Raw genomic sequence first — 7,731 nt, forward strand, 5'->3', positions numbered from 1 at the left:
ATGAACATTGCGATTGGCACAACGCAAGATCGCGCTTTGTACGAAGACGCCTTGCGCGTCCGCCGGCTCGTATTCATTGAGGAGCAAAACGTGCCGGAAGACGAGGAAATCGACGCATTCGAGGACGACTCGTTCCACCTCGTCCTGTATGATGGCCAAACACCGGTCGGTGCTGGGCGACTCCGTTTCATTGACGAAGGCGTCGGCAAAATCGAGCGCATTTGCGTCCTGCCGTCCTACCGCGGCCGCGGCGCCGGACGGATGGTGATGGAAGCGATCGAACAGCTGGCGAAAACAAAAGGGGCGAAAACGGCGAAACTGAACGCCCAGACGCACGCGGAACCGTTTTACAAAAAGCTCGGCTACACGACCGTCTCCGGTGTCTTTATGGACGCTGGCATCCCACATGTCACGATGGTGAAATCGCTCGAATAACCAGCTGATTGAGCGTCCTGCGCCTACATGGCATCAAGTGCTGGGGGATCTGTAGAAACCTTTTCTTTTGCTTAGGCAGAGAGGGCAAAAAAGGGAGCTGTGCGCACGCAAGCTCCCTTTCGCTTATTTTTTGTTGTTCAGCATATTGGCAATCGTATTGAAATCAATTTGCTTGCCGTTATGGACGATCGCCTTGACGATTTGGTCTTCGAGCTCCTTTGGCACTTTTCGATTAGCGATTTGCGCCACCCGCTTCACCACTTGGCGCACCGTTTTTTCGTCGCTGAAATTGGCGTTTTGCAGCGAGTTGGCGAGCTCAAAAACGTCTTTCATATTGACACCTGTTTTCTTTTCGATGTTTTTAAAAAATTGCTGATCCATCGTTCCGCCTCCTTCTCCCTGCTATATCGTATGATGCTCCCGCCTCGGCGTGCATCAAATTAGGGAAAGAAAAATACGAGCCGCTCCGTGGCGCCGAAACGGCCCGTATCCCATTCGCTTTTTCCGTTAGGCGACAAATGCCGCGCCGACAATAATCAACAAAATGAACAACACGACAATCAGCACAAAGCCACCGCCATAGCCACCGCCATAGCCACCGCCATAGCCGTAGCCGTAGTACGGAAATCCATAGCCGCAGAAGCCCATCATGATGCACCTCCTTCTTTGTTTACTGTATCGTATTCATCCGCGCATCAAGACGTATGGGCGCAAGGGCATTTTGTCATCCAAATCGGCGGAACAGCTCGGCAAATTCCCGCTCCTTCTTCGCAAACCATTGCTCGATGTAGTCTAAGTTGCCTTGCACACTTTTTAAAAATCCATTGTTCAATTTTTCGATTTCTTGCAGCTGTTTGTTAAAGTCCTTTCCCCATTGTTCAAACAGGCGGATGAACGTTTCATGCCCTTCTTTGCGTGACGCCACCCAACCTTCGAGCGCCTTTTCCAGTTCTTTGCTCACACTTTCCCCCCCTTTCTTACTGTTGTATGCAAAAACGACTGCCCGAGGTGAAGGCGTCCCCGTTCTTTTTTTGCCTTGCCATATGGTAAAGTAAAGATGAACGGCAACATGAAAGGGAGGGAACGAATGTGAGACAGATTGAAACAGCTGAGCAATTCGAGGCGGCCATTTCCGGCGATAAGCCAGCGATTATGAAGTTTTACACAACTTGGTGTCCGGACTGCGTGCGCCTCAATATGTTCATCGATGACATCGTTCGCGACTATGGACAATATGATTGGTTTGAAATCGACCGTGACCAGTTTCCGGAACTTGGCGAGAAATACCAGGTGCTTGGCATCCCGAGCCTGCTGGTCTTCCGCAACGGAAAAAAAATAGCTCATCTGCACAGCGCTGACGCCAAAACGCCGGAAGAGGTGCGCGCCTTTTTGCAGTCTCTGCCGGAGTAAGGCGGGGCGGCGCCCTTGCGTCGCCAGAGAAGAAGGGCAACAAAAAGAGGCTGTCCGAGAAGGAAGTTTTCCTTCCCGGACAGCCAATGCGAATGAACAGACAGCTCCTTATGGATCGCCGATTGTGGAAACGGAAGCCGTCAATATTCGATTTCGTCGTAGTCTTTCGGCTGGCGCGTCAGCTGCGGGCTGTCAAACATCAATTCAATCAAAATTTCCTCATCGGTCGTCCGCGTCCGCTCGGAGCGGTCGTTCGTTTTCAATTGGATTTGAATTTCCTCATCCGTCGTTTTTGTCCGTTTGTCTTCCATCGTCTTTTCCTCCTGTGTCATCAGTTTCGCAAGAGCGGTTCGACTTTTTGCACAAGCTCTGCCATTTCTGCGGCGTTTCGTTCATACAGCGCCTTCGCCTCTTCGGAATTCGTCTGCAACGCATACAGCTCCAGATCAGCCTGCACTTTTTTCATCGCGGCCAAGAGCAGCTTTTTCTCCTGCGGCTCGGCAATTTGGATCTTATCATCGTACAAATCGATCGTCAGCTGTCCGTATGAATCGACTTGGGCGAGAAACACATTTTCAATCGCCACTCCTTGTTTGTCAAGCTGTTCCTTCAGCCAGCCGCGGCCAAGCCCCATCGTAGCGAGTGGCTCATCCAAAATCATGCCGTCCATAATGACCGTTTGCGGCTCTTTTTCCCGCGGTGGGTTTGGGAACACATCTCCGACGGTGAGCGGCTGCTTTTCCCGCTTCAGCAACACGTTCAAGTCGCCGTTTGGCTCAAGCACCGCAAACTCGACGTCGGCGACGCGGAACACATCTTTTTTGCGCAGCTGTTCGAGCAGCTCGTCAACCGTATATTTCTCCCGTTTCAAGTTTTCCTCTAAAATTTTGCCGTTTTTAATAAAAACCGTGGAATTGCCCTCGACAAAATCGCGAAATTTCTTGTTGCGCAGCGAGAGACGAGCGACAGCCACTGGAAACAGCGACCAAATCAAAATGCTGGTGATGCCTTCTTGCAACGAAATTCCTAAATCGACCGACATCGTTCCAGCGATATCGCCGACGGTAATGCCGACGATGTATTCAAAAAACGACAATTTTGATAATTGCTTTTTGCCGAGAATGCGGGTGATAACAAACAACCCGATTAAAATGCAAATCGAACGAATGGCGGTTTCTAACCATATAGGCATCGATCATGCTCCTTACTTTCCGTGGTATTGCGGCTCTTCGAACTCGAGCCGGCCGATCCGGTCTTTGATGTCCGCGATGATCTCCTCTGTCGCAAGCATCGCTTCATGAAACGTCCGCTGCGCCGTTTCATCCTGGGAAGTGAGCGCCAGCTGTTGCAGCCCAGCGTGAATGCCTTTTAAGCTCGCCAACGTTTGTTTCACCTGCGAAGCAACGGTCATGGAAGATCCCTCCTATCCTTTCGGGCGGAACAAGAGCGCCCCGATAAACCCAAAGACGATCGCCGCTGAGATGCCGGCGCTCGTCACTTCAAACATGCCGGTCAATACGCCGATAATGCCGTGTTTTTCCGCCTCTTGCATCGCGCCGTGAACGAGCGCGTTTCCAAAGCTCGTAATCGGAATCGTCGCCCCGGCGCCGGCAAAATCAATGAGTGGCTCATACAAACCGAATCCATCCAAAATCGCCCCGACGACGACGAGAATCGTCAACGTATGTGCAGGTGTCAGTTTAAACACATCCATCAAAATTTGCCCGATCACGCAAATCAGCCCGCCGACGACAAACGCCCAAAAAAACATAGCCAACACGCTACGCCTCACCTCCATACTCGATCGCCACCGCGTGGGCGATGCATGGAATCGTCTCGTTTTGCTGGAACGATAGCGGCGACAATAGCGCTCCTGTCGCGACTGCCAAAATGCGCTTCAGCTCGCCGCGCCGCATCCGTTTGATGAGATGCCCGTAAACGACAACGGCGGAACAAGCCGCCCCACTTGCGCCGGACAAAACCGGCTGCCCATCGCGGTAAATGAGCAGTCCGCAATCTTGGTAGCGCTCTTCATCGATGTCAATGCCGTGCTGACGCAGCAAGTCAAGGGAGACTTGGCGTCCGATTCGCCCTAGATCGCCGGTGACGATCAAATCGTAATACGATGCATCGATTTGCATGTCGCGCAAATGCGCCTCAATCGTATCGACCGCCGCCGGCGCCATCGCTCCACCCATGTTGAACGGGTCGGCAAGCCCCATATCCACAACGCGGCCGATCGTCGCCGCGGTCACGCGCGGCCCGTCCCCTTTCGGGCTGACGATCGCCACGCCAGCTCCCGTTACTGTCCACTGCGCCGTCGGCGGCTTTTGCCCGCCGTATTCCGTCGGGTAACGAAACTGTTTTTCGACGGCAGCATTGTGGCTTGAGGCTCCGGTTAATATATAATCTGCCCCGCCGTAGTTGGTAATAAAAGCGCTTAGCGCCAGCCCTTCCATCGAAGTGGAACAGGCGCCAAAAACACCGAGATACGGCATGCCGAGCGTTCGGGCAGCAAAGCTTGTCGGGGTCATTTGGTTGATCAAGTCGCCGGCGATGAGAAATTGCACGTTTTCTTTCTCTAGGCCGGCTTTTTCCATCGCCTGAAACGCTGCTTCTTCCATGAGCACGCGGTGCGCCTTCTCGTACGACTCCTCTCCGAGCCATAAATCTTCGTGAAGAAGATCAAAGTCTTCCGCGAGGCGGCCGTTCGCCTCAAACGGCCCGCCGACCGCCGCTGTTGCGATGATTGCCGGCTTGTTCGCAAACACCCATGTGCGGTGCCCTTTCAGCATTACAATCCCCCCCACTGGGTCGCAATCGTTTTGACAAGGGCGATGACAAAGGCGGCAAACGTACCGAACAAGATGACCGATCCGGCGAGCTTGAACATGTTCGAGCCGACGCCTAACACAAATCCTTCCGTCCGGTGCTCAATCGCCGCCGAGATGACGGCGTTGCCAAACCCTGTCACCGGCACGGCGCTTCCCGCCCCAGCGAATTGGGCGATCCGGTCATAAACGCCAAGCCCAGTTAAAATCATCGACAAAAAGACCATCGTCGCGACCGTCGGATTGCCTGCCGTTTGCTCGGTGAAATCAAAGAAGTACATATAGAAATAAGAGATCGCTTGCCCGATCGTGCAAATGATTCCGCCAACGAGAAACGCGCAAACACAGTTGCGAACGATAGGGCGCTTCGTTTCCCGCTCTTTTTCGAATAAATGATATTCCTGCTGAACCGGGGTCAGCTTTTTCCGTTTTTCATTCGCCATAATGACACCTCTTATGTTTGCTCTTTGCTTAGCTTTTCAATGCGCCTGATTTCCCGATTGACTTTTCGTTCATCCCAGCGTCGATTGTCCATGTTGGCTTTTAATTCCTTCGTCTTCCAAAAAATTTTCAAATCGCTCGAGGAAACAACATCATAGCCAGGAAACAGGTCGCGCAGTTTTTGGTCAATGTCTTTCTCAATTTGTTTTCGACTCCACCGCTTCATATGGGGAATTTGATAAGCAATGAGCAACCGATCCCCGCTGTTGACCGCCACCACGTCCCGAACATCGTCGCGCCCGCGCAAATAGCTGGCCGCCCGCTCGGCCGGACCTTGGTTCAGCTCCGCATGTTTCGCCGTCCCGGACGTTTGGGTTCTCAGCAGGTTTGCCCCTTGCAGCGATTGCTTTTGTTCCGTTTCTTCTTTGGCGCAGCCGCCGACCGCGATCATCGCAACGACGGCCGCCAACCACCATTTTTTCATCTTCATCAACCCATTCGTTTTTATGTATTTCCGCCAAGTCGGGAAAGGTTGGCGTGCTGTGCCAACCTTTCCGCCTAAACCATCCCATTCGCTTCTGCGAAGGTTATTGTTGTTTATATTGTGGCTCTTCGTTTTGAATTTCTTGCATGCGCGAGTTCACCAAATCAATGACCGCCTGCGTTTGTTGGGCAGCTTGTTGGTAAAGCTGTTTCGCGGCTTGGTTTTCGGTTTGCAAAGCAAACGTTTCGAAGCTCGCTTGAGCCGATTTTAACCCCGCCAATGTTTGTTTCACTTGTGTTGCAACCGTCATGATTCATGTCCTCCTTATATGGTGTAAGATTGGTGGTGACAATGTTTAGAATGGTTTTTCGCCGCCAAATTATAATTGTCATTTTCTGCAAAACGTTCTGCCGCCTTTCCAGCCTTTCCGGGCATCGAGTAGGAGAGGGTGACTAACCCTCGTCCTCTCACACCACCGTACGTACCGTTCGGTATACGGCGGTTCCATTAAGTCTGACGCAGAGATTCATATCGTTGATAAAGACTCTTCAGCCCTTGGCTCTCCCAATAGGAGTTGCCAAGGGCTTTATGCAGGATGGGACTGGCGGCCACTCTCCAATATTTCTTCCGAGTGTTTCCCCATTCATATGCTTTCTGCTTGGGCACTCCTAAACTTTGCAGTTTTCGGACTCTGGTTCTCGGAAGTTTCCACTCTTTCCATTGGCACATGCGCAGCCTTCGTCGAATCCATCCATCTAGTTCTTTGAACACACTTGGGGTCTCTGCTAGCGAAAAGTATCCACACCATCCCAGAATGTATTGATTGAGCTGTTCGATTCGTTCGGGCATGGGAATCGGTTTCGATCGGCTCGTCATGGTGCGTATCCTTTGCTTCATGCGCCGAATGCTTTCCTTTGCAATTCGGATTTTTGGCTCCTTACTTGGGGTGAAGCTAAAACCGAGGAATTTTCTCCTCCACGGACGATCCACTGCCGATTTGGTTTCGTTGACTTTCAGCCGAAGTTTCTTTTCGATGAATGCCGTGATCGATTTCATCACCCGTTCCCCGGCCTTCTTCGTCCTTACGTAGATATTGCAGTCATCCGCATACCGTACAAACTTGTGCCCTCGTTTTTCCAATTCTTTGTCCAGCTCATCCAGGAGAATGTTGGACAGGAGTGGACTGAGCGGCCCTCCTTGTGGAGTCCCCTCTTGTGTTTCCATGACCACCCCGTTGATCATGACCCCTGCCTGTAGATACTTCCGTATCAACTTTAGGAGGATTTTGTCTGGAATTCGTTTCGCTAATATCCCCATCAGTTTGTCATGGTTGACTCGATCAAAGAACTTTTCCAAGTCGATATCTACCACCCATGTATATCCTTCCTGAATATACTGCTTCGCCTTTTTCACCGCGTCGTGTCCTCTTCGACCGGGACGAAACCCGTAGCTGTGTTCCGAAAAGGATGGGTCAAAGATCGGCGTGAGCACTTGGGCGATGGCCTGTTGGATGAACCGGTCTGTCACGGTCGGGATTCCTAGTAACCTGACTCCTCCGTTCGGTTTCGGGATTTCGACCCGTCGGACCGGGCAAGGTTCGTAGGTCCCTTCTTCTAAAGCGTGCCGTATCGCGTCCCAATGTTCCACGAGGTGTCTTCGCAGGTCTTTGACGGACATTCCATCGGTTCCATGGGACCCTTTATTCTTTTCCACTTGTTTGAGTGCTCGCAGGAGATTCTCCCGTGACATTACCTGTTTCATCCACATTCCGATTCTTCCTCTCTACGTGAACGGTCCGTTCTATTTGTGCCATCTTCTTCTCCACCCTCTTGAGGTTCCCCATGGACTTCACCATTTCCCCCCTCAAGCAGGCCCTTTCGGGTTATCTGCTTCATCAAAGAAGATGAACGCCTAGTGGCCGTTCTCCTTCATGGTTCGGTCCTTCCCCTTCTATCTAAGCTAGACGGGTACTATGACCTCTGCTGACTTCTGTCCGTTCAGCGTTGGATCGCTCCAACGGTTGCCAAGCGCACTTGGCTTCCCGGACAGACCTCCCCGGGTAAGAGTGCAGTCTTTCCTTCCATCCATCTGCTTCATTTACTCGGTATCACCTTCGGCAGAAAGGGCTTC

The 7,731-nt window shown here is 51.9% G+C and carries 13 protein-coding genes and 1 pseudogene; 2 read left to right on the forward strand and 12 right to left on the reverse strand.

Annotated features, from left to right (window positions below; all coding sequences use genetic code 11):
* On the forward strand, positions 1 to 435 hold the full coding sequence (locus GZ1_RS12325; protein WP_013146036.1) for a GNAT family N-acetyltransferase: 435 nt from the start codon (positions 1 to 3) through the stop codon (positions 433 to 435).
* A 123-nt stretch (positions 436 to 558) separates the two neighbouring features.
* Here GZ1_RS12325 and spoVIF read toward each other — a convergent pair whose 3' ends face one another.
* The 3 genes and pseudogenes from spoVIF to GZ1_RS12335 form a co-directional block, all read right to left on the reverse strand.
* A complete protein-coding gene (spoVIF, locus tag GZ1_RS12330) occupies positions 559 to 816 on the reverse strand; it encodes a sporulation-specific transcription regulator SpoVIF (protein WP_011230363.1) in 258 nt (85 codons plus the stop codon).
* Positions 817 to 942: 126 nt separating this feature from the next.
* Positions 943 to 1,026, reverse strand: a pseudogene (locus GZ1_RS19870) (YjcZ family sporulation protein); the annotation flags it as partial.
* Positions 1,027 to 1,159: 133 nt separating this feature from the next.
* Positions 1,160 to 1,396, reverse strand: a complete 237-nt coding sequence (locus GZ1_RS12335) for a hypothetical protein (protein ID WP_011230361.1) — start codon at positions 1,394 to 1,396, stop codon at positions 1,160 to 1,162.
* A gap of 128 nt (positions 1,397 to 1,524) precedes the next feature.
* Here GZ1_RS12335 and GZ1_RS12340 point away from each other — a divergent pair, with 128 nt between their 5' ends.
* The gene (locus GZ1_RS12340) at positions 1,525 to 1,845 is read left to right on the forward strand and encodes a thioredoxin family protein (protein ID WP_020754306.1); all 321 of its coding nucleotides are present in this window, start codon (positions 1,525 to 1,527) and stop codon (positions 1,843 to 1,845) included.
* Between the two features lie 140 nt (positions 1,846 to 1,985).
* On the opposite strand, the gene GZ1_RS19300 is transcribed toward GZ1_RS12340, so the two are convergent.
* The 9 genes from GZ1_RS19300 to ltrA form a co-directional block, all read right to left on the reverse strand.
* Complete coding sequence (locus tag GZ1_RS19300) at positions 1,986 to 2,156, reverse strand: hypothetical protein (RefSeq protein ID WP_164832304.1); 171 nt, start codon at positions 2,154 to 2,156, stop codon at positions 1,986 to 1,988.
* 20 nt (positions 2,157 to 2,176) lie between these two features.
* Positions 2,177 to 3,037 carry a DUF421 domain-containing protein gene (locus tag GZ1_RS12345; protein WP_020754304.1) on the reverse strand — a complete coding sequence of 287 codons (861 nt, stop codon included), beginning with the start codon at positions 3,035 to 3,037 and terminating at the stop codon, positions 2,177 to 2,179.
* Between the two features lie 12 nt (positions 3,038 to 3,049).
* Complete coding sequence (locus GZ1_RS12350) at positions 3,050 to 3,256, reverse strand: DUF1657 domain-containing protein (RefSeq protein ID WP_011230357.1); 207 nt, start codon at positions 3,254 to 3,256, stop codon at positions 3,050 to 3,052.
* 12 nt (positions 3,257 to 3,268) lie between these two features.
* Complete coding sequence (gene spoVAE, locus GZ1_RS12355) at positions 3,269 to 3,625, reverse strand: stage V sporulation protein AE (RefSeq protein ID WP_013146042.1); 357 nt, start codon at positions 3,623 to 3,625, stop codon at positions 3,269 to 3,271.
* 1 nt (position 3,626) lies between these two features.
* Positions 3,627 to 4,640 carry a stage V sporulation protein AD gene (gene spoVAD / locus GZ1_RS12360; protein ID WP_020278720.1) on the reverse strand — a complete coding sequence of 338 codons (1,014 nt, stop codon included), beginning with the start codon at positions 4,638 to 4,640 and terminating at the stop codon, positions 3,627 to 3,629.
* Complete coding sequence (spoVAC, locus tag GZ1_RS12365; protein ID WP_015374180.1) at positions 4,640 to 5,119, reverse strand: stage V sporulation protein AC; 480 nt, start codon at positions 5,117 to 5,119, stop codon at positions 4,640 to 4,642. The genes spoVAD and spoVAC overlap by 1 nt, the downstream gene beginning before the upstream one ends.
* A gap of 11 nt (positions 5,120 to 5,130) precedes the next feature.
* The gene (locus tag GZ1_RS12370) at positions 5,131 to 5,607 is read right to left on the reverse strand and encodes a YhcN/YlaJ family sporulation lipoprotein (RefSeq protein ID WP_011230353.1); all 477 of its coding nucleotides are present in this window, start codon (positions 5,605 to 5,607) and stop codon (positions 5,131 to 5,133) included.
* 97 nt (positions 5,608 to 5,704) lie between these two features.
* Positions 5,705 to 5,911, reverse strand: a complete 207-nt coding sequence (locus tag GZ1_RS12375; RefSeq protein WP_011230352.1) for a DUF1657 domain-containing protein — start codon at positions 5,909 to 5,911, stop codon at positions 5,705 to 5,707.
* A 197-nt stretch (positions 5,912 to 6,108) separates the two neighbouring features.
* A complete protein-coding gene (ltrA, locus tag GZ1_RS12380) occupies positions 6,109 to 7,368 on the reverse strand; it encodes a group II intron reverse transcriptase/maturase (RefSeq protein WP_011230853.1) in 1,260 nt (419 codons plus the stop codon).
* Between the last annotated feature and the right edge of the window lie 363 nt (positions 7,369 to 7,731).

This window comes from Geobacillus zalihae NBRC 101842 (genome assembly GCF_001544135.1).
GTDB lineage: Bacteria > Bacillota > Bacilli > Bacillales > Anoxybacillaceae > Geobacillus > Geobacillus zalihae.

What these genes read in the sequence shown, in the direction of transcription:
- GZ1_RS12370 (WP_011230353.1), bottom strand. Translation starts at nt 5,607, where the DNA reads ATGAAGATGAAAAAATGGTGGTTGGCGGCCGTCGTTGCGATGATCGCG.
- GZ1_RS12350 (WP_011230357.1), bottom strand. Translation starts at nt 3,256, where the DNA reads ATGACCGTTGCTTCGCAGGTGAAACAAACGTTGGCGAGCTTAAAAGGC.
- ltrA (WP_011230853.1), bottom strand. Translation starts at nt 7,368, where the DNA reads ATGTGGATGAAACAGGTAATGTCACGGGAGAATCTCCTGCGAGCACTC.
- spoVIF (WP_011230363.1), bottom strand. Translation starts at nt 816, where the DNA reads ATGGATCAGCAATTTTTTAAAAACATCGAAAAGAAAACAGGTGTCAAT.
- GZ1_RS12325 (WP_013146036.1), top strand. Translation starts at nt 1, where the DNA reads ATGAACATTGCGATTGGCACAACGCAAGATCGCGCTTTGTACGAAGAC.
- spoVAD (WP_020278720.1), bottom strand. Translation starts at nt 4,640, where the DNA reads ATGCTGAAAGGGCACCGCACATGGGTGTTTGCGAACAAGCCGGCAATC.
- spoVAC (WP_015374180.1), bottom strand. Translation starts at nt 5,119, where the DNA reads ATGGCGAATGAAAAACGGAAAAAGCTGACCCCGGTTCAGCAGGAATAT.
- GZ1_RS12375 (WP_011230352.1), bottom strand. Translation starts at nt 5,911, where the DNA reads ATGACGGTTGCAACACAAGTGAAACAAACATTGGCGGGGTTAAAATCG.
- GZ1_RS12345 (WP_020754304.1), bottom strand. Translation starts at nt 3,037, where the DNA reads ATGCCTATATGGTTAGAAACCGCCATTCGTTCGATTTGCATTTTAATC.
- GZ1_RS19300 (WP_164832304.1), bottom strand. Translation starts at nt 2,156, where the DNA reads ATGGAAGACAAACGGACAAAAACGACGGATGAGGAAATTCAAATCCAA.